Below are 18,530 nucleotides of genomic sequence, written 5' to 3' on the forward strand. Positions count from 1 at the left end.
TGAAAACCAGTATTATCAACGGCTCGGAAGTGTCTAGATTATCCGTGGCGATTCAAGGAAATTTTCTGCTACACAGGTGTGGGAGAAGTCTAACGGGAATTTGGCTTTAGCAATGAAAGCGCTGAACCATTCAGATCCTAAAGTGACCATGAACTATTTGAAGATTGACGTTAAGAGCGTGGGCGCTGCCCTTGCAAACATTTGGGATTAATGTTTTATAAAGGTTACATTTTTCTCGCTACAACAGGAAAGGCATCAATTATTATGTTTTTTAATCTTAGAAGTTTTGGCTCATTAAAATTTCCAACCACGATTTCAGAGTGCCTTCGAGCATTGTCACTGAAAAATCTCAACTTAAAATACCGCAGATTTACGCCCGTTATAAATTCAGTACCATCATGCAGAAAAACATTCTCCAATGCAGTTTGAAGATCATTCATTCTTGTCATGTTTAATTTTCTTGTAAAACAGTCATAACCATTATTTTTATTTATTAACTCACACAGCAATAGACCGTTAGAGTAAACAAAGACTTTCAATAGAGGATTTTTATTTTTTTCGGAATACTTTTCAAATGATGCGATAAGTTCTTTTTTTTCATCATCTTTTATAGTAGTTTTTTTTAGCCCTCTACTATTAACATTCTCAACATTTCTAATGCCAGTATCAATCGCATTGGTATCGTCGTGATGAATACTATTTTTTGATGATAATTTAAGGAATAGAAACACACCTACTACAAACCCGACAAACATAAACAATCCGGGTATACCGCTTACACCACCATGATGGGAGCAAGCTCCTCTACTTCCTATTGATGCAGACATCCAACCATCATTACATCCAGAAAACAGGGAGCCAATGACGGTAAAAAATATAAAAACGGAGATTGAAGCAATAACCTTTAGCATAGCTGCATCCATTTTTCGGAATAAAACATTATCTTATGAGCAATCATCCAAAACAATCGCATTAAGTATGGTATTACGTTCCAATTTATGCAACGTAAGAGAGATGACGCAGGTTAAATTTTCTAAGTATCCAGCTATTTAAGTAAGTCATCTGAACACACTACTCGATTACACACAAGCATTGAAATCATAATCCAAAGGGGTATTGCATCCTTTGGATTTGTGCTGTTGAATGCGCGTTTCTGGTGCAATGGCTTAAAGATTAGAAGTATCGCTTGCTACCCTACTGTTTGGAATGTAACGAACTACTGTTTGGGCCATGATCCCAGAAATGACCATCTTGCTTAACTCAACCGTAGTGTCAGGAAGTTTCCATGTTGCTTTGTCTGAATCTGAAAACTCAGATTTCCCATACTTCTGAGTTAGCAATTGACTCAATGTGCCAAATTGATTCGCAGCGATACCTTCATTTTTTTTCTCGTTACTGGCTACGTTCGTTTGTACAAGACGATCAGCGCTATTAAAAAGGAATGTGACAGTATAAAGACCGCTACCGATCTGTACATTATCAATCCGCACTTTCCCAAAATTATCCTTATACTTTTCTGGTGAGATCAGATGTGCGCCATTGCCCTGAGCCGCAACAACTTCTGACGGATTCATGTCCCACTTAGTATTCCCATAACCAATACCCTTAGCGAATGAGAGCATAGGTAAAGTTAGAATCACGAAAGCTATCAGTAATTTTTTCATTCCTTCCCCACGAATTGAGTTTATTAATTGTGAACCAGTTTACAATGATCCCACTGCTCCGTACTTCTTGCGATGCGGTCACTAATTGCAAAGTTCATCAGCCAAGAATCATAGGCATACACTTTGCTTTTATCATCTGCCGTCATCAACTTGCCTTTAGTTTCCAGCTTTGGCGATAACAGGTATGTACCATTTAAACGGTTGGCTTTGAAGCTATCGACGTACAACGTTACCTCGGTGCTACCCAACACGCGTAAAGAACCTATTTTTCCATTCTGTATTGCTGCAATAGCATACTGACAAAGATAAGTTTTCGCGGTTGAAACCGTAGTTTTTCCGTCAGCCTTAGCTGATGGGGAATGCAAAGAGGATTTGGGGATTGAGCTATGAAGAGAAGATGACGGATAAGAGTAATGTTGATAAGTAGAAGATGAGCGCGAACTACCACCGCATGTTTTCCATGCCGCAATGCAAGAGTTACCGCAAGGGATACCTTTCTTGCAGTTCTTCGCGTATGTAGAGAACGACAACCCAGCTAATAGAAATGTACCAATGGTTATCCTAACCAACGAAGACCAGCCCATAAACCACCCTTCTTTTAAGATTTTCCCTACATAGTACCATACTTAAATTAAGGGAATAGCAGCCAATAAGCCCGTTGGTGGTAAGACAACGCGCGGAGCCGTTAGGCGACAACCTCAGGGTATGTCAGACAGTGAAGCTTATCAGGATGACCATGTACCCGAAGGAGCGAGGCCGAACCGCTGGCAGAGCCTGCATTTCGTGTGCAGGTACGAACACCACCATAAACCTGTTTATTCCCTGCAACGTCATCTCGACGTGTGGCATGTGGGAGCATCGGCAAAAATGCGCTTCACTGTAAGTGTTTGGTATAGCATTTAGAGACGGCGGCACGTCTTCCGGCTTCAAAGGGGGGCATACTGGCGTATGCAGTACAAGGTTGAGCCTGGTAACTACTTGCCACTGCGTGCTAACATACCAAAGCCATTAACATTCACAGTGGCTTTTGTACTTGATGAGAAACTGACATTTCTTACATGCAAATGAGATGGGTTATTCACACTAAATCATTGATTTATAAGAAATTTAAGTGATTGGTGCCGAAGGCCGGACTCGCACATTCAACTTAACCTCATGATTTAAAATAATTAATAAAAAACAATTCAATGCTATACCAACACAGATACCAACACATAATTTCATTGATTTTCGGCATCGAACCCGAACAAGTATGCAAGGTTAAGATGCCGACCTCTGTCAGTCATTATCTTCCTCAACCGAATCCAGTACATCGAGCGAGATTCGGACCATCGCAACAGAGCCAATACGGATGAAAGCATCCTCTCCATCCTCATCGGTTATCTGGTATCGCTCTGTTGATTCAGGCTCTAACTCCAAAGTATCAAACAATGCGTTCAACTGACCAATATCGTCAAATTCATCGTTCTCCGATACCTCGGACTCACAGCATAGCTCAATGACTGGGCCACCGTTCACCATTGTAATATGGACATTACCATAGCTTCCTTCATTAATATCGCTGTCCTCGTCATCAGGGATAGGTGGAAAACCATCAAACAAGAATTGGTGGAAAATGACTTCTCGGGCATTTATGGCATAACGATGCTGCTCTGAATCGAAAACAAAAAAACGCTCATGATCTGGGACAGTGCTTTCTTCAAAGTATGAGTAAAAACGACGCTTATCAGCCGGAGAAATGGGTAGTAGCAAATAATCTTTCTGCCCCCGTAACCAGAGCTTTACCGTCCAAAAGCGGCCATCCATCTCAATTCCGCTTGCGGCAATATCTTTCAGTTCGTCGCTGCTACGACTACCTTGATTACGCAATTTCTGTAGCAGGTTGTCACTATCAGGAAAAACAGCGTTCAACGGCTTTTTTAAAACAGCACTGATTGCTTGTGCCAGCCCTAACTTAGCCGCAACTTTCCCTGTTTCGATACGTTGAATCTGTTGCTGGCTGGTACCAACCATATCGGCCAATTCACGCTGAGTGATTGACAGTTGGGTACGAAGTTCTTTGATTTTGTTTTGCAAGATGGCATACCTCCGACATAAATGTGATGAATGCCATTAAAACACAACATTGAGTAAAAAACACAAAAATGAGTTTAAAGGTGATAAGCAACACTCATTAATGTAAAAAGTACTCCCTCAACATTCCCCTTTTTATGCCGGAGACGTACGGTGTAGACAGCCCTATCAGGGAGCCCGTAATCTTTGAATCATATTTTTTGACCTTCCCCCCTGCTTATAAAAACATCACACTTCATCTTGCTGGTAAAGCCTTCGGATAGTGCTTTGCCACGATATCATTCATCTTTTCGATCAGATCCAAACGCTTAAACGTGATATGCCCACTCCCTTTCTGGAAATAGCGAATAATGAAGAGGTCGTCCTCAAATATCTGCGCACGAGGATTATCGCGGATAAAATCCATAAACCTGATGGATACATCATGTCGGCTATCTGGAATGGTTTGACCATCCAGTAGGCGGAGCATCCTTTCCAGATCGGCAAGCTGGTCGCGTCGCCAGCCCCAGTTCAGGCTATAGCCCCATCTGTCATGCTTCACCAGATTGTTGACGATAATCTTCTTACCGAAATAACAGGGATTATTGGTTTTGTAGTCCCAGCTTAACCCTTTAAATACATTGATAATCCCACGTTCGAAAACGTCTTGCTTATTGTGGTGAAGTTGTTCAAAGGTATTCAGGATGTTGGCTTCGCTAATAGCCGGGAGATCGCCCTCCTCTAGATTCTTCGCCCACTGACTGCGGGCTTCGGCATCCATCAAGGCCAACATCCCGGATTTCAGCATCAGGTCACGCCAGATGCTACGGTCGATATTCCGGGTGATGACTGGCATCGCTTTGCCCACTGGTTGCATCAACCAGCAGTCAAAGGAGCCACCCTGTCTCATCGCCCAGTGATCCGCAGTATTGCCACCAATCATGGAAGTCAGTCGGGAGATTTCTTCAAGTTGAAGAATCAGAGATTCAATTTCCTTAAGCGCGGTATCACGACCAGTAACAATACGTTCAATACTGGTCGAGCAAATTAGCTCGCTATGATTGGTTAATACTTCAGCTTCAGTTTGCATGACATTTTGTCCGTAAAAAGCAAACGCACCCGCCGGGTAATGGCAGGCGCATTATGCAATATGTAAACAAGGGAGGAAGATCAGAAATGTAAATCGGGAAGGTTGTACGCAATATTTACCGTACTGCGTTGTTACGGCTTTGTCGCAACAGGCCAGTTGCCTGTCTTGCCCGCAGAATATCTACAGCCCGAAGATAAGGGGATTGTTCCTGCCAGTTAAATCCCTTCCTGTCGATACGCACTAGTTCGTATTTCTCCACCAGAAAATTCACAGCATCGGCCAGAGTGATCCCGGCATCAATATGTTCCTTAATAACGGTTTCATCACTGAACGGCGTGTCGTTTAGCATCAGGCCATAGTGCTGTTCCAGTAGGCGTGTCAGTAACATTTGCCAGACTGCAACGGGCGACAGACAGGGCTTCGCCGCCCGCGAAATTGTAGCAGGTAGAGTTTTCATGCTTGCTCTCGTGAAATTAGTTAGCGATGAGTGAGATAAACAGCGATGTATACGTAACCGGAACTACCAAGAGTATCGGCTTCGCAGGTAAAACCGTTGTGGTACAGGGTAACGCAGTGGGCATGACGGGGATTCAGTTCACCAGTGGTCAGCATCGACTCTATCTGGCTGATAAAATGTGGAAATACCACATCCAGCTTAAGACACTCGTCGTCACTAAACTTACCGGTGATACTGGCCCGGTCAGCCAGATAGTGCAGCCGGTTGCCCTCCTGCACCAGACGTGCTCCCAGGCGCGGCGTGATATCCCGCTGCAGGCCCCATGTAGTGTTGCTCATTTATAACCTCTTTATTGTCAGTTCAGGGTGATACTCATCAGACAGGTATAAGGTCCGTTGCGGTCCTGGCGGCGTTCGACGTATACCGCCAGCACGCCGGGAATGTCAGGAACTGCCTTACCGGTGTAATGACAGACACTGCCGTGCCACTGGTCCCTGCCGGTGCAGTATCGAAAAATGCGGGAGGCCGGATGTTGACGGTAAATTGTCCTCGCCCGGCGTTTACTGATAATTTTCATGTCATACCTCAAAGCAAACCGTGTTCGGCGAACGACAATATTTGCGTGCCGCCGACAATGAGATGGTCAGGCACACGGATATCAACGAGCTGAAGTGCCTGCACCAGACGCTGCGTGATGGTCTTATCTGCCTGGCTGGGTGTGATGTCACCGGAGGGATGGTTATGCGCCAGTATCACAGCTGCCGCATTGAAGTACAGGGCGCGTTTGACCACCTCACGGGGATGTACCTCGGTACTGCTAATAGAACCGGCAAACAGGGTTTCATGGGCAATTAACTGATTCTGCTGATTAAGATAAAGCACCATAAACTCCTCTCGCTCAAGCCCGGCCATTTTCAACCGCAGCCAGTCGCGGGCGGCCTGTGTGGAGGTGAACGCCACGCCAGTTTCGCGCAGGTGGCGGTCAAGCAGGGCCAGAGCATGTTGCACAGTGCGTTGTGCGCTCAGTGGGAGTACCGGAGCCAGTGGGGTAAGTGATCGCTCCATCATGAGTATCCTTAATCAATAATGCGTAGAATGGCGCTGGATTCAGGGTGCTGCAGGGCGTAATCCCGCAGGCGGTAATAGTGTTCCGTCATGGCATCGCATTCGGTGCGACAGGCATGATGGCTGTATTCAATCAGACAGACAGCGGTACCTGCGGCTTCTGCGCTCATCTCCGCACCATTGCCGTTCATGCTGTTGAACAGGTGCCATTTATCACCACAGTCAGCATCAGGGGCCATAAATGCGCCACCATTGCTCAGAGTGTAGAACGACCAGATGCCGCCGCTGTAGGCCTCACAGAAGCGGTCCATCCAGGCAAAAATACGCGGCTCCAGGTTTATCCACTGTGGGATAGTGCCAAAGTGCTGCGGCCAGAAGCGTATGCGCTGTTCGTCGGGCACCTGCGTTACGGTCAGTTCAAATTCGGCTTCGTTAGCAACAGATACGAGGTTGTTTTGTGTCGCTGTTGTCATGGGTATGTCTCCATTAATAAAAAACGCCAGCGGCGATGGCTGGCGTATGGGGTAATAAAGAGTGTACGGGGAGGTAAAATGTTGCTGGTAAATGATTCGGAGTCAGCGGGTGAAAGTGTCAGTACGGATGCCTGAGCTGCGGATATAGCGGTTAAGACCTTCACCGGCATCCGGTTCAAAGTTCCATGCCCTACAGACCATCCTGTCTTCAGGGTCGCGAACCACCAGGCGGAAGTGACTGCCTTGGTCGTCTTCAATAGTGATGCTGTGATACTGGCAGGTAATTGCTTCTGCCTGTTGCCGGGTGAACGGTCCCGGTGGCAGTATCACAGATTGGGACATTTTCAGGCTCCTTATAAAAGAACCCCCCGACAGCCTGCTGGCTATCGGGGGTGGTTTGATTAAAACGGAACGGCTATCAGTCGTTACCGCAGTCTCCGGGCATGGGCAAGACCTTCACTGCATTCGTCGGGTCAATACTGAAGGTTCCCGCTTTGCGGTCATTGACGTAGACCTCAAACTGACGGGCTTTGCGGATATCGCTGATGAAGTCATACCAGGCGTTATCCCCGTTTCGCCAGCCTAGTCTGGACGGAATAACGTACTGCTGGTGATTCATTACCACGGTGATCGTGGTGCCGTCATCGTGCGAACTGACCATCCTGTTATCTGTCTGGGTCAGAAAAACAGAATGCTGGTAGAAACCGTTCTGGTCGGGATTTCCCGTGCAATTGATGGTAAACATTTTCCCACTGGCATCCGTCACGTTGTATTCCGTATTGCCCTGGCCATAGCTCTGCTGCCAGAGTCCAGGAACCGCAGAGGCTGTAAAACTGGTAAACAGTGAGCATGCCAGTACAAACCGGCTTAGTGAACCTATTGTCATTTCTATCTCCTTTATCGTTGTTTTTATTCGTGGTTCTCTGGGTTTGAGGGTATCAGCAGTCGACCCATCAGTTTTCCGTCATGGGAGTACTCAAAGTATTTTTCCTTCGTATACCGGTCCGTAACCTCGTGGTATTCCAGTTTGATATTGTCGGCAATACAAAGCGCATTCATCAGCGGCTGGACGGTTTTCTCCTCCATATCCACCAGATAGTAGTAACTACCGCCCTCGCAGCCATCGGGCGACTCACGTGTACGTAAGACCTGCAGGGTGAGACCAGATGAGAAGCCAACCTGTGACCATTCTTCGCTGACATCATCCTGACGACTGACCACATCGCTGAAGCGCGGCGGGGTGAGATCCTTGAATTTGCTAATGGCCTTCAGTTCATCACTTCTGTCATCGCAGGCGCTCAGAAACAGAGTGGTGGCAACCAGTGCCAGCAGAGGTAGTGTTTTACGTTTCATTATTTTTTTCCTGAAATCAGACGAACCACTTTGGCAAAGACATAAATCCCCACAAAAATACCCACCGGCACACCGACGAACGGCGTCAGTGCAACACTGGCAGCACCGGCTGCACCTCCGCCCGTCAACAGTGCAGCAACGGTGGCAAGTGTCAGGGCCGTGAGGCTGTCGGACACCCCGGTTTTGTTCAGAATGATGACGATGACAACAATGGCGATAATGGCAATTACGGGCATAGGGCTCCTCCCTGTTGCCGGGTTGATAACAACGCTTGCGCTATTCTGGTGGGCTGTCGGCCGGAACAAACGTAAGCAGTGACTGCTGGATAAAGCGAAAATGGGGTAAGGTCTGAATAAAGACCGGGTCTTCAACAAGACGACACAGACTGTCGTTACGCCGGAAACTCTCCTGCAGGAGCTGAACCAGATGGATCTCATCTAGGGTGAATACGGCGATATGTCCGTCGTGTTCCGCCACCAGATACCAGGCCTGCTGGTGGATGAGTAACCGGCAGGGAGCCAGCCGCTCACAGCGCTGCCCCTCGGCAATCAGCGTCACCCGCTTGCGCCCAGTAATAGCCTGAATCAGTCGCCAGAAACACAATGCGCCTGACGGCGAAGAAACCGGACTGGCTGGCGCTATTACGCAGGGGGACTCATCGCACATCAGCAGTGCGTTCACCAAACGACGGTCAAAACCTGGAAAAAGACCGGCCATCCCGCTGCGGTGGGCAAAGATAAGCACGTCGGGCACCATCTGCGTCTCACTGCCCGCAGTGCGTAAGCGGCAATATCCGGACTGATACTCTAGGTCCAGATACATCAGCCGCTCACGAAAATCACGCCGCAGCGTGCGCACCGACACACCAAACTCAGCGGCCAGCTTACGCACACTCAGCGTTTCCCCCGCCACCAGACGGCTGATTATCAGTGACAGTCTGACAGCCAGCCGGTCATGGCGGCGTTCTGCCTGTGTCATGAGACGTTCTCCGTGGAATTTAACTGACTGAAAATGATGTGATTATTTTAAATAGAGGGGCGGACAGGGTATGGACACAGCAGAAACTATTTTTCATTTCTGCAAAAGCCACATGTAGCGGGGGTTGCAGTACATCCCTCGGTGAGTGAGGACCGCCAGCACGTTGCAATGCGGACAGGTGGTGTCCGATATTAACAACGTGGCAACATGAAACGGTTACTGCAACTGAGTGAGCATCGCTTCCGCCATCACCCACAGTGCCCGGTTAAGTTTCACATCTCCGTCAATACCGCGAACGGCACGGGTATGCGACCGTCCTCCTTTGGCGTTACGCCCACTGAGACCGCCCTTAATCAGGTTCTCCTGAATACGCTGGTACGTGGTCCACAGGTCATTGCTCTCATCCTGCCAGCGGCGTGGGGAGAGTATTTGCGACTCCGTCACCGGCTGGTGGTCTTCACCAAAGCGGTATGTGAGAGCGGCTTTTGCCAGTGCCTGCTGTACCGGAGGCGGCAACAGCAACGACTGCATGGCATCCCGTTTCTCCTCCACCCGGTCAAAAATCCCCAGTACCTCATACGCGCCTTCAATCACCTGACTCACCACGTCCCCCTTGTGCGGCACCCGCACCTCGCCAAACGACTCACCACAGACAAGGCCGTTCTGACAAACCGCACGAAATAGTCCCGGCAGCATCTGGTACGAACTGCTGCCATCGTGAGAGTTGAGCAGGATTATTTCCGGCACCTGCTTACCGGTTATCTGTCCCTCACGCCGTAGACGCAGCATATGCTTGGTGTGTTCGCGACGCTCCGGATCACGCACACGGGTCTGACAGGCAAAGAATGGCTGGAAGCCTTCTCGCTGCAGGCTGTCCAGCAAGGAGATGGTGGGTATATAGGTGTAGCGTTCACTACGGGATTCATGTTTGTCCTCGCTGAACACACTGGGCACCACGCGAAACAGCTCCTCGCGGGTTAACGGACGGTCACGACGGATAATGTTTGCAGCGCCAAAGCGCGAAGCCAGACGGGTCATAAGCAGACTCCTCATAATGGGAAAACAAATAAAAGAAATACCCGTCGCATCGGCGACAGGGATAGGGAAATAACAGGGATGGGTTAAATACTCAGAAGAAGAAATCCCAGACGGCACGGGCCACTGACACCACGGTGGTGCGTACGGCCTGAATGACGGCCCGCACCGGGGCGGGTATCAGGGGAAAGGCACTGATGCTATCGAGTACAGCACCGACGGTTTCACCAAAATCGCTACGAGCCTGCTCCCGGACTACCGTCGTGCGAAAGGAAGACTGTAGTTGCGACACCACCGGGCTGGTAGCTTCGCGTGGCAGACACTTAATCATCCGCTCGGCCATCACCCGCAGTCCCCACTGCAGACGGACAGACACCGCACACACTGGATGCACAGGCTGGAACAGCTCATGCAGCAGAAAGATTTTGCGACTGATATTCTGCTTCTGCGCCGTAGACAATGATCCCCCACCGCTGGTGGGTTCGGCCTTGTCCGACTGGCTGATAACAAACAGCACCTTATGCCGGTATACCTCACCAATCACCTGATGATAAAAGTGTTCATCCACTGCCAGCGCCCGGTCATCGGCCTTAATCAGCCACAGCACCAGGTCGAGGCGAGAAAGCTGTTCTCGGTACAGCGCAGCATACTCGGTATCGCGAACGCCACTTTCGCCTACACCGGGTAAATCCACGACGGTCATATAGCGCTCGCCAACCTGCAGGCGAAATCGCAAAGGTTCACGGGTGCAGGCAGCCACATCGCTGACCGGTGATATATCTCCAGCAAACAGGGCATTGCACAGACTACTCTTCCCCACCCCGGTTTTACCCATAATGCCGATCACTGGCTCGTAGCGGGTTAACTGATTTATCTGCTGCAATATACGTTCAGACACCCATTGCGGTAGGCCGGAAAAAGTATGGTTTAGTGACTGTAAACCTCGTGGGTTATTCATGATTACTCCTGCAATAAATAAAACTAAAAGCGGCAGGACTGTGAGGTTCTGCCGTTATGCTGGTATGCTCATGAAAATAATATATATCGGAGATCTATTTAATCTTTGTTCTTTTCCTTTATTCTTTTATACGCATCATCAATGAGGCTTTTTAGTATGGCATTTGGCTCAACACCTGATAACTGCTGTATAGCCAGAAGTTTCTTTCTGGATTGTGCCGTAAGCTTTATCCCCGTTGTATCTTTTTTTACTTTTTGACGATGTCGTCTTTGCACCCAAGCATTACGTGCATAGTCCAGGAAAACTTTTCTGCAATCATCGGACGTAGTGGGGTTTAATAGCTTCTTTAAAGAAGAAGGCTCTTCCGGGTTAGCCCTCACCTTACGGGCATTTTCTTTTTGTTTACTAAACTGTTGATTTGTCCAGCCGGCCCAGTTGTCAAATGTTGCCAGCAAAAAATCTTTTTGCTGTTTTGAAGATGACGGAAGCAGATCACACCCAATATGGTTTTTTCGCATATAATCCCATAACCAGAAAATATTATCTTCTTCGCTTAAATCAATCCATTTAAATGGACGGGGGAAAAGACTAAAATGTCTTGACCACGCATTATAGGCGTTTTCTATTAGCGTGATTTTGTCTGCTATGTTCCCATCCAGATTATCAACAAAAACCATACTTGAAAAAACATAGTTATCGATGGAATCACCAAATGGAGCGATATACTGAAATTTAATACCATTAGCTATTTCAAAAACATCATCTAAATAGTGTCCTTTGCGGGCGTCTTGATTTTTATGTTCGGAATTACTTCCAAGAAAAAATGGATTCGCATTACAAACCAGCCAAAACAAAGAGTAACAAGCAGCCCTATCTTCGACCTTCATCCAGTTGAAATACTTCCCAGAAACAACTCTACTGGAAGCGTATTCTTTCATTTCTCTGATGACATTTTTTCGATTAGCATTGAGAAACATATCATTGGATATAATTTCATTTATTAAAAATGTATATTGTGATGCCGAATGGTATCGGTTAACGGCATCCCAGTTCACTGGTACACCGTGATTCGCTCTAAGCCATTCGAGCTGTAGTCTGTACATCCTGCAACGACCATAATCCATCAATGCCATTCCCTTTCCCCTATCTCTGAAACCACCACCGAAGTGTACAAAAAACACACTCTAGATAGTAATTAATCCACAACAAAAACAATTAAAAAACGATAATATATCAGTAATATTTTAGTAATCAAAATTATGTTATTTTTTCCAACAAAGCCTATAAAACCTGGTATGTAGCAACAGATCCCCATCCACTAAGTTCTAGAAGCGGGGCCGAATGTGATTTTTTTACATCAATGGATATTAGTATAAGGAACAAGTACACCATCCATGCCTTCCTCCTTCTAACCATTCAAACTTACACCGTCCCTTAGAGAGGATCACACAGGCTACAGCGCCCACCTTTCGAAACAGTATTCGAAAGAGCTATCGCTACTCTCAGAACGAAGATGGTGCCTCTTTTATCTCATGCTAAAAATCATTTAGGTTAATTAGTTTAATTAATATTCCTTCCACCTCTTACCACCAAACCATCTGACAAAAAATACAACACATCCCTTTCCTCTGAACCATAACCTCAGAGGAAGTAACATGAACGATAACTACCCATACATTGCCAAATATAAAATGGACTGGTTTTTACATAGTCTGATAAATCACCACCTGAACAGTGTTATTGAACGTTATTCAAAGGTGATCGGTATCCGGCTGGACTTTTCGTACAACCAGAACTCAGAACGTTACAAAAAGGAGTACAGTTGTCTTCAGGAGGATCTTCGAAAGCTATTTAGGCAAGTTGAACAGGAACATGGTGTAGCTGGATTTTTCTGGGTGATTGAATATGGTGAGGACAGTAGATTTCATTCTCACTCGGTTGTGTATCTGGATGGGCAAAAAATACGTAAAGCATTTCCGATAGCAGAACGCATAGGTGCTTTTTGGAAGGAAATAACTCAAGGGGAAGGTAAATATCATCGATGTGAATACAAGGAGAGTTATAAAGCTGACATCAACAAAACTATTAACCATCGGGATACCGATTATATCCATGACTTGAGATATATCATCAGCTACCTTGCTAAGCAGGAACAAAAGAATGGCATGAATATTTACGCCTGTAATGAGGTACCGCCACCAAGTGGATTAGGTCGCCCAAGAAACGTGTAAATGCAGTATTCATTGTAGGGGATTATCACCCCTGCATATTTTTACAACAGAAGCCATTGATGTGGAGGGGCTGGCAGTAACCATCAATTTACTAACAGCTCCGGTAATTCATCCTTAATCGGAACACATCACTATGTATACAAAGCCCACGCTGCTAGAAGACCAATTCATTGATATGAAATTTATTACCCAGCTCACTGGTCTGAGCGATAAATGGTTTTACAAACTAATACAGGATGGCTTATTCCCGAAGCCGATTAAGCTGGGTAGAACTTCCCGTTGGTTAAAAAGCGATCTGGAAGAATGGTTGTATTGTCGTATTTATGAATCCCGAGCATAAATTAAAACCAGTATTCCATGTTCAATAGAACTACCAACAATCTTTATATCATGCAGATAACATTACCGAGAAATACGACGAGTAGCTATCCGATTCAGAATATAGGATTCTGCAATTACCTTAACCGAGTTGGGCTTTGGCTGATCATCAGCATAGTCCGTATCAGTTTTGGTGATACGGACTACATTTATCGATTACGCTGTTGAATCGGGCTAAAGAACATGTCCCATAAATGCTCTGCCATACCTTCATTAGTCAATAACGAATCCCTTGAGTTGCTGTAGCCCAATCCCATCAAGGTGCGGAATCCAAGTGTTTGCCCATTATCCGCAACACTAAGACTTTCATTGCAACTATTGCGAGTCATACCGCTTTGACTGTAGCAGATATCCCCGAATCCCATATTACGACTGCCACTCCAGATTCCGCACTGACCAACCTTGCCACCGTTGACATATACGGCACATGTGAAGGAATCGTTATCAGGTCGGTGGAAATCAACGTCTAGCCCTGCATGGCGCTTTTTGAGTTCGTCCAGCGAGTTAGCAAAGTAACGAGCGACATACTCAAAACCCTCACGACGGGCACGATCTTTATCAAGGTCAGTATAACTCTTTGGCAGAGAAAGATTGCTCGAACGCGGTGTAAAGACGGTATCCATTGCCTGAAGCATCGGATTAGCCGGAGCTGGGGCGTGCACAATCTGCTGCGGCTTTTTCGCTTCCAAATTGGCAATGGCTCGGGAGATAGCATCGGCGACCTGAACGTAACCCTCATCGTGACTGGCAAACCTGCTTATGGCTTTACCGTCGATTGTCGCTGCCATGATGCTGCCGAATGGCAACTGATGCCAGGCACACTCTCTTAAAATCACCGGAATGACCACCGCCTCACCTTTTTTATGCCGCTCCAGTGCGTTGGTCATCTCTACCTGATAACAATAGTCAGAAGCGATGAAATCACTGCTAATTAGCAATAGGATAATATCTGCCTGCGAAAAATAGTGGTCGATCTGATGTTCAAACTCTTGCCCAGGAACGATTCGGCGATCGTGCCATGTGGTGATTTTCCCCATTAGCTTTAGCGGGGACAGATGCTTCTCTAGCTCATTGCGTTGTGCTTCATCCGCATGAGAATAGGAAAAAACGAGAGTAGTCATAAGGGTGAAATGCTCCTGAACCGTTACTGTATTTAGGGCTATTCTGTGCCCACGGTATAAAAAAATCAGGCTATTGACTGCAATAAATAGATGCTTGATCTCTTTAACGTTGTTACCTCAGCTTATTCATAGCTACCGTATGCCATCCGGCTCACTTCGTCAGCCAAAATAGTGTGATATTCTTTCCAGAAATCCTGTTGTATCCACGACATAAGGCGATGATTGATGGAGCAGTCTCTCAATTTTGAAATGTTGCGCAGCCAGTGGCCGGAACTGGCGGAACTCGCGTGTATGGCGGAACGTTACGTTCACACCGACCCGGAAAGCAGTCTGGTTAAGCTGCGCAACTACACCGAATTGATGGTGCGTTGGTTATATCGTCAGGAACGGCTGCCTGAAGGCATCAAAGCAAATCTGTATGATTTAATGAATGCCGATGTCTTCACCAGCATGATGCCGGAAGCCATCATCATGAAAATGGATGCGCTACGTATACACGGCAACCGCGCCGCGCACGGCGGACGTATCAAAGCCAAAGATACGTACTGGCTGCTTAAGGAAGCGTATTTATTAGGGATCTGGCTGTATGTTCGTTATGCCCACGGTAATGTTGATGACTGCCCCAAATTCTCTCTCCCTCCGTTAACACAATCTTCAGGTCGTGCAGATGAAAAACGTCTGGAAGATGCAATCAGGGCTCAAGATGAAAGCCGTGAGCGCGAACTGGCGCTACAACGCGCACTACAGCAAGAGCAGGAAAAGGCCGAACACCTTACTCAACGCCTGAACGAAGCCAGAGCTCGCAACCAGCATGTTGCAGATATCCTCTCTATTGATGAAGCGGAAACCCGTCGCCGCCTGATTGATTCTCGCCTGCTTGCCGCAGACTGGAATGTAGGGGAAGAGCTTAATAATACCGATCAGGTTACGCAGGAACACCCCGTTAAAGAACAACCTACTGCAACCGGTGACGGTTATGCGGATTATGTCTTGTGGGATGAGGCGCATAAACCGCTGGCGGTGGTGGAAGCAAAAAAAACCAGCGTCAATGCCGAGCAAGGACGAATTCAGGCCCGACTGTATGCCGACTGGCTGGAAAAAGAATATGGTCAGCGCCCGGTCATCTTCTACACCAACGGCTACGATATCTGGCTGTGGGACGACCATAAAACTCATGGTTATCCTCCGCGTCGGATATTTGGCTTCTACAGCAAGGAAAGCCTGCAATATCTTATTCAGCAGCGTGAAACCCGTCTGCCACTGAACAGTGTGTCTCACGTAAAAGACAACGAAGGTAAAGCTGTTGCCGGACGTTTGTATCAGCTTGAAACCATTGCCCGCGTCAGCGAACGGTTTACTAACAAGTACCGACAATCGTTAATTGTTCAGGCTACAGGTACAGGCAAAACCCGTGTAGCGATTGCGCTAAGCAAACTGATGATTGATGCTCGCTGGGTAAAACGCGTCCTGTTTCTTTGTGACCGCAAAGAGTTACGTAAGCAGGCGGCGAATGCGTTTAATCAGTTCACCAATGAGCCGTTGTATGTAGTCGGTAAATCCAAAAAAGCAGACAGGCAGAATGCTAGAATCTATATCGCCACCTATCCCGGCATGATGAAAATTATGGATCATTTTGATGTCGGTTATTTCGATCTGATCATTGCCGACGAATCCCATCGTTCTATCTACAACGTCTACGGCGATCTGTTTAAGTATTTTGATGCTCTCCAGATTGGCTTGACGGCCACGCCGATCGACATGGTGAGCAAAACCACTTTCGGCCTGTTTGGTTGTGAAGGGCGTATCCCTACCGCCAACTACAGCCTGGAAGATGCCATCGCCGATAACAATCTGGTTCCCTATGAGGTTGTCACGCATACTACTGAATTCCTGCGCGAAGGCATCAAACGGGAGAAATTAAGCGACGCACAAATCCGTGAGCTGGAAGAACAGGGTATCGATCCCAATACGCTGGAATTTGATGGCAAGGCGCTGGATGAGGCGATCTATAACAAAGACACCAACCGCTATATACTACGTAACCTGATGGAAAATGGCCTGAAAGATCGGGACGGCCAACTGCCAGGTAAAACCATCATTTTCGCCCGTAACCACAAACACGCGCTGCTGTTGAATGAATTGTTCGACGACATGTACCCGCAGTTTGCCGGACGCTTCTGTCAGGTCATCGACAACTACGATCCCCGCGCCGAGCAACTGATTGATGATTTTAAAGGGCTGGACGAAAGCACCAACAAAGAGCTGACCATCGCTATCTCCGTTGACATGCTTGATACCGGCATTGATGTCCCGGAAATTGTGAATCTGGTCTTTGCCAAACCAGTCAAATCGAAAGTAAAGTTCTGGCAGATGATTGGCCGTGGTACGCGTCTTTGTTCAGGGTTGTACGGCTACGATGACAACGGCAAACAGCTGGATAAACAGAAATTCCGCATCTTCGATCACTGGGGCAATTTTGAGTATCACGAGCTGCATACCGAAGAGGCCGAAGTCACGGCGACAAAATCACTGGCGCAAAGACGCTTCGAGGCATGGATCACGCTTGGGACCGCTGCTCAGCGTAAGTTCGACAAACAGGCGGTGGATTTAGTCGCTCACCAGCTCCGTGAGCAGATCAACGCGTTGGATGAAAAGTCGATTGCCGTGCAGGAGAAGTGGCAGCAAAAAGCGCAGTACAGCGATGAAAAAGTGCTGCGCCAACTTTCCCCGAAAACACAGCAGGATCTGCTATCTGTCCTAGCCCCTCTGATGCAGTGGCTGGACGTGCGCGGTCAGAGCGATGCTATGCGCTTTGATATGGATATTCTGGCGGCGCAAACTGCCCGTTATACCAACCCGGAAGAGTTGGACGTGCTCTGGCCAGTCATCGTCGAGAAAGTGGAACGTCTGCCGCCGCATCTGGCGCAGGTGCAACAGCAGGGGCAGCGAATTAATCAGCTTCGTGATTTAGGCTGGTGGAAGCAAGCCAGTCTAGAAGAACTGGAAGATATCCGCATTCACCTGCGCGGCATCATGCACCTGATGGAGAAAGATGCGACGCCGAAATTTGGTTCGATACAGGTGGATATTACCGAAGATGCGAACCTGATCCAGACGGAAACCCGCAAAACTAACATCCGCTCGATTGATTTCAAACTCTATCGCCAGCAGGTTCAGGGAGCACTGGAGCCGCTATTCCAGCAAAATCCGGTTCTGAAGAAAATCCGCAACGGCGAGCCGGTGACGCAAAGCGAGCTGGATGAGCTGGCGAAGCTAGTGCTGATCCAGAATCCCAACGTTGATATTCGGGCGCTGAAAGAGTTCTATCCGCAGGCAACAGCCAGCCTGGATAAACTTTTGCGTACAATCATCGGGATGGACAGCGACGCGGTAGAAGTACGTTTTGCACAGTTCGCAGCTGACAACAGCCTGACCAGCCAGCAACTGCGTTTCCTGTCACTGCTGAAAAACCACATCCGCGATTACGGCACCATTGAAATGCGACAGCTCTTTGAACAGCCGTTTACGCACATCCACAACGAAGGTGTTACCGGCGTGTTCCCAGATATAGAGCAGATCGTCCGGTTGCAAAAGATAGTCGAAGAGCTGGGTGTTGTGACCGACGCAGCGACGGTATAATACGCACATGACAAGCCCCGGCAGCGGGGCTTTTAT

General features: G+C 47.5%; 22 protein-coding genes. 3 read left to right on the top strand and 19 right to left on the bottom strand.

What is annotated here, in order from left to right; all coding sequences use genetic code 11:
- Nucleotides 1–224 precede the first annotated feature (224 nt).
- From V6944_RS16250 to V6944_RS16335, 18 genes are all read right to left on the bottom strand, one after another.
- A complete protein-coding gene (locus V6944_RS16250) occupies nucleotides 225–911 on the bottom strand; it encodes a hypothetical protein (RefSeq protein WP_126519069.1) in 687 nt (228 codons plus the stop codon).
- A 255-nt stretch (nucleotides 912–1,166) separates the two neighbouring features.
- On the bottom strand, nucleotides 1,167–1,664 hold the full coding sequence (locus V6944_RS16255) for a hypothetical protein (RefSeq protein WP_058652370.1): 498 nt from the start codon (nucleotides 1,662–1,664) through the stop codon (nucleotides 1,167–1,169).
- A gap of 23 nt (nucleotides 1,665–1,687) precedes the next feature.
- Entirely contained in the window at nucleotides 1,688–2,248 is a 561-nt protein-coding gene (locus tag V6944_RS16260) for a hypothetical protein (protein WP_126519067.1), read from the bottom strand.
- Nucleotides 2,249–2,942: 694 nt separating this feature from the next.
- Nucleotides 2,943–3,740 carry a helix-turn-helix transcriptional regulator gene (locus V6944_RS16265; protein ID WP_333499693.1) on the bottom strand — a complete coding sequence of 266 codons (798 nt, stop codon included), beginning with the start codon at nucleotides 3,738–3,740 and terminating at the stop codon, nucleotides 2,943–2,945.
- Nucleotides 3,741–3,972: 232 nt separating this feature from the next.
- Nucleotides 3,973–4,806: a DUF4942 domain-containing protein gene (locus V6944_RS16270; RefSeq protein ID WP_063842516.1), complete on the bottom strand. Its 834-nt coding sequence runs from the start codon at nucleotides 4,804–4,806 to the stop codon at nucleotides 3,973–3,975.
- 115 nt (nucleotides 4,807–4,921) lie between these two features.
- Nucleotides 4,922–5,263 carry a TA system toxin CbtA family protein gene (locus V6944_RS16275; RefSeq protein ID WP_333499694.1) on the bottom strand — a complete coding sequence of 114 codons (342 nt, stop codon included), beginning with the start codon at nucleotides 5,261–5,263 and terminating at the stop codon, nucleotides 4,922–4,924.
- A 20-nt stretch (nucleotides 5,264–5,283) separates the two neighbouring features.
- Entirely contained in the window at nucleotides 5,284–5,601 is a 318-nt protein-coding gene (locus tag V6944_RS16280) for a type IV toxin-antitoxin system YeeU family antitoxin (RefSeq protein WP_333499695.1), read from the bottom strand.
- A gap of 17 nt (nucleotides 5,602–5,618) precedes the next feature.
- On the bottom strand, nucleotides 5,619–5,840 hold the full coding sequence (locus V6944_RS16285) for a DUF987 domain-containing protein (protein WP_333499696.1): 222 nt from the start codon (nucleotides 5,838–5,840) through the stop codon (nucleotides 5,619–5,621).
- Between the two features lie 8 nt (nucleotides 5,841–5,848).
- The gene (locus V6944_RS16290; protein WP_126297237.1) at nucleotides 5,849–6,331 is read right to left on the bottom strand and encodes a JAB domain-containing protein; all 483 of its coding nucleotides are present in this window, start codon (nucleotides 6,329–6,331) and stop codon (nucleotides 5,849–5,851) included.
- A gap of 8 nt (nucleotides 6,332–6,339) precedes the next feature.
- Entirely contained in the window at nucleotides 6,340–6,801 is a 462-nt protein-coding gene (locus V6944_RS16295) for an antirestriction protein (protein ID WP_333499697.1), read from the bottom strand.
- Between the two features lie 102 nt (nucleotides 6,802–6,903).
- Nucleotides 6,904–7,143 carry a DUF905 domain-containing protein gene (locus V6944_RS16300; RefSeq protein ID WP_333499698.1) on the bottom strand — a complete coding sequence of 80 codons (240 nt, stop codon included), beginning with the start codon at nucleotides 7,141–7,143 and terminating at the stop codon, nucleotides 6,904–6,906.
- A 76-nt stretch (nucleotides 7,144–7,219) separates the two neighbouring features.
- Nucleotides 7,220–7,687, bottom strand: a complete 468-nt coding sequence (locus V6944_RS16305) for a hypothetical protein (protein WP_333499699.1) — start codon at nucleotides 7,685–7,687, stop codon at nucleotides 7,220–7,222.
- Between the two features lie 23 nt (nucleotides 7,688–7,710).
- On the bottom strand, nucleotides 7,711–8,154 hold the full coding sequence (locus V6944_RS16310; protein ID WP_032666233.1) for a YfjS/YafY family lipoprotein: 444 nt from the start codon (nucleotides 8,152–8,154) through the stop codon (nucleotides 7,711–7,713).
- On the bottom strand, nucleotides 8,154–8,390 hold the full coding sequence (gene ypjK, locus V6944_RS16315; protein ID WP_032181217.1) for a protein YpjK: 237 nt from the start codon (nucleotides 8,388–8,390) through the stop codon (nucleotides 8,154–8,156). Before ypjK ends, V6944_RS16310 begins: the two co-directional genes overlap by 1 nt.
- Nucleotides 8,391–8,430: 40 nt before the next feature.
- Entirely contained in the window at nucleotides 8,431–9,132 is a 702-nt protein-coding gene (locus V6944_RS16320; protein ID WP_032668681.1) for a DeoR family transcriptional regulator, read from the bottom strand.
- Nucleotides 9,133–9,348: 216 nt separating this feature from the next.
- Nucleotides 9,349–10,170 carry a DUF932 domain-containing protein gene (locus V6944_RS16325; protein ID WP_333499700.1) on the bottom strand — a complete coding sequence of 274 codons (822 nt, stop codon included), beginning with the start codon at nucleotides 10,168–10,170 and terminating at the stop codon, nucleotides 9,349–9,351.
- A 91-nt stretch (nucleotides 10,171–10,261) separates the two neighbouring features.
- A complete protein-coding gene (locus tag V6944_RS16330) occupies nucleotides 10,262–11,125 on the bottom strand; it encodes a GTPase family protein (protein ID WP_333499701.1) in 864 nt (287 codons plus the stop codon).
- Between the two features lie 98 nt (nucleotides 11,126–11,223).
- Nucleotides 11,224–12,258: a hypothetical protein gene (locus tag V6944_RS16335; protein WP_333499702.1), complete on the bottom strand. Its 1,035-nt coding sequence runs from the start codon at nucleotides 12,256–12,258 to the stop codon at nucleotides 11,224–11,226.
- Nucleotides 12,259–12,780: 522 nt separating this feature from the next.
- Here V6944_RS16335 and V6944_RS16340 point away from each other — a divergent pair.
- Complete coding sequence (locus V6944_RS16340) at nucleotides 12,781–13,356, top strand: rolling circle replication-associated protein (RefSeq protein WP_333499703.1); 576 nt, start codon at nucleotides 12,781–12,783, stop codon at nucleotides 13,354–13,356.
- 133 nt (nucleotides 13,357–13,489) lie between these two features.
- Nucleotides 13,490–13,696, top strand: a complete 207-nt coding sequence (locus tag V6944_RS16345) for a helix-turn-helix transcriptional regulator (RefSeq protein ID WP_032666227.1) — start codon at nucleotides 13,490–13,492, stop codon at nucleotides 13,694–13,696.
- Nucleotides 13,697–13,883: 187 nt separating this feature from the next.
- Here V6944_RS16345 and V6944_RS16350 read toward each other — a convergent pair whose 3' ends face one another.
- Nucleotides 13,884–14,855 (bottom strand): toll/interleukin-1 receptor domain-containing protein, encoded by a 972-nt coding sequence (locus V6944_RS16350; RefSeq protein ID WP_333499704.1) that lies wholly within the window; start codon nucleotides 14,853–14,855, stop codon nucleotides 13,884–13,886.
- A gap of 225 nt (nucleotides 14,856–15,080) precedes the next feature.
- Here V6944_RS16350 and V6944_RS16355 point away from each other — a divergent pair, with 225 nt between their 5' ends.
- Nucleotides 15,081–18,494, top strand: a complete 3,414-nt coding sequence (locus V6944_RS16355; protein ID WP_333499705.1) for a DEAD/DEAH box helicase family protein — start codon at nucleotides 15,081–15,083, stop codon at nucleotides 18,492–18,494.
- Nucleotides 18,495–18,530 lie beyond the last annotated feature (36 nt).

The sequence above is a fragment of the Kluyvera sp. CHPC 1.2972 genome (assembly GCF_036759925.1).
GTDB lineage: Bacteria > Pseudomonadota > Gammaproteobacteria > Enterobacterales > Enterobacteriaceae > Kluyvera.

Coding starts and splice junctions, on each gene's coding strand:
- V6944_RS16250 (WP_126519069.1), bottom strand. CDS start 911: ATGCTAAAGGTTATTGCTTCAATCTCCGTTTTTATATTTTTTACCGTC.
- V6944_RS16255 (WP_058652370.1), bottom strand. CDS start 1,664: ATGAAAAAATTACTGATAGCTTTCGTGATTCTAACTTTACCTATGCTC.
- V6944_RS16260 (WP_126519067.1), bottom strand. CDS start 2,248: ATGGGCTGGTCTTCGTTGGTTAGGATAACCATTGGTACATTTCTATTA.
- V6944_RS16270 (WP_063842516.1), bottom strand. CDS start 4,806: ATGCAAACTGAAGCTGAAGTATTAACCAATCATAGCGAGCTAATTTGC.
- V6944_RS16275 (WP_333499694.1), bottom strand. CDS start 5,263: ATGAAAACTCTACCTGCTACAATTTCGCGGGCGGCGAAGCCCTGTCTG.
- V6944_RS16280 (WP_333499695.1), bottom strand. CDS start 5,601: ATGAGCAACACTACATGGGGCCTGCAGCGGGATATCACGCCGCGCCTG.
- V6944_RS16285 (WP_333499696.1), bottom strand. CDS start 5,840: ATGAAAATTATCAGTAAACGCCGGGCGAGGACAATTTACCGTCAACAT.
- V6944_RS16290 (WP_126297237.1), bottom strand. CDS start 6,331: ATGATGGAGCGATCACTTACCCCACTGGCTCCGGTACTCCCACTGAGC.
- V6944_RS16295 (WP_333499697.1), bottom strand. CDS start 6,801: ATGACAACAGCGACACAAAACAACCTCGTATCTGTTGCTAACGAAGCC.
- V6944_RS16300 (WP_333499698.1), bottom strand. CDS start 7,143: ATGTCCCAATCTGTGATACTGCCACCGGGACCGTTCACCCGGCAACAG.
- V6944_RS16305 (WP_333499699.1), bottom strand. CDS start 7,687: ATGACAATAGGTTCACTAAGCCGGTTTGTACTGGCATGCTCACTGTTT.
- V6944_RS16310 (WP_032666233.1), bottom strand. CDS start 8,154: ATGAAACGTAAAACACTACCTCTGCTGGCACTGGTTGCCACCACTCTG.
- ypjK (WP_032181217.1), bottom strand. CDS start 8,390: ATGCCCGTAATTGCCATTATCGCCATTGTTGTCATCGTCATCATTCTG.
- V6944_RS16320 (WP_032668681.1), bottom strand. CDS start 9,132: ATGACACAGGCAGAACGCCGCCATGACCGGCTGGCTGTCAGACTGTCA.
- V6944_RS16325 (WP_333499700.1), bottom strand. CDS start 10,170: ATGACCCGTCTGGCTTCGCGCTTTGGCGCTGCAAACATTATCCGTCGT.
- V6944_RS16330 (WP_333499701.1), bottom strand. CDS start 11,125: ATGAATAACCCACGAGGTTTACAGTCACTAAACCATACTTTTTCCGGC.
- V6944_RS16335 (WP_333499702.1), bottom strand. CDS start 12,258: ATGGCATTGATGGATTATGGTCGTTGCAGGATGTACAGACTACAGCTC.
- V6944_RS16340 (WP_333499703.1), top strand. CDS start 12,781: ATGAACGATAACTACCCATACATTGCCAAATATAAAATGGACTGGTTT.
- V6944_RS16345 (WP_032666227.1), top strand. CDS start 13,490: ATGTATACAAAGCCCACGCTGCTAGAAGACCAATTCATTGATATGAAA.
- V6944_RS16350 (WP_333499704.1), bottom strand. CDS start 14,855: ATGACTACTCTCGTTTTTTCCTATTCTCATGCGGATGAAGCACAACGC.
- V6944_RS16355 (WP_333499705.1), top strand. CDS start 15,081: ATGGAGCAGTCTCTCAATTTTGAAATGTTGCGCAGCCAGTGGCCGGAA.